The 387-nt window shown below is 58.7% G+C and carries 1 protein-coding gene; it reads left to right on the top strand.

Translation table 11 applies throughout. The features are described from left to right. Nucleotides 1-387: transposase (locus tag QP413_RS09895; protein ID WP_284781599.1), on the top strand; the 387-nt coding region annotated here is incomplete at both ends.

Raw genomic sequence — 387 nt, 5'->3', positions numbered from 1 at the left:
CGCCCCACCACTATGCGTTGTCCTCGACGGTGGCCAAGGCGCCTACTCAGCAATCAAAGCCTGCTGGCCCAACACACAGATTCAACGCTGCCTCGTCCATGCCCAACGGGTGGTGCGCCGTTACACCACGTCCCGGCCACGCACCGACGCCGGCAAAACTATCTACGCCCTAGCGCTGAAACTGACCAAGATCACCACACTTGACCAAGCACGCGAATGGACACTACGCATGCACGACTTCGGGGTGGTCTACAAGGACTTTCTCAATGAGAAGACATCCGTGCCGAAAGAGCGCCGCACCCTCAATCACCAGTGGGAATGGACCCACCTGCGAGTTCGCAAGGCATACAACTCCCTGCTGCACCTCTCACGGAAAGGATGGCTGTT

Source organism: Corynebacterium sp. UMB4614 (assembly GCF_030217065.1).
Lineage (GTDB): Bacteria > Actinomycetota > Actinomycetes > Mycobacteriales > Mycobacteriaceae > Corynebacterium.
The sequence above is the reverse complement of the archived record's forward strand: the minus strand, read 5'-3'. Positions and strand labels throughout refer to the sequence as shown.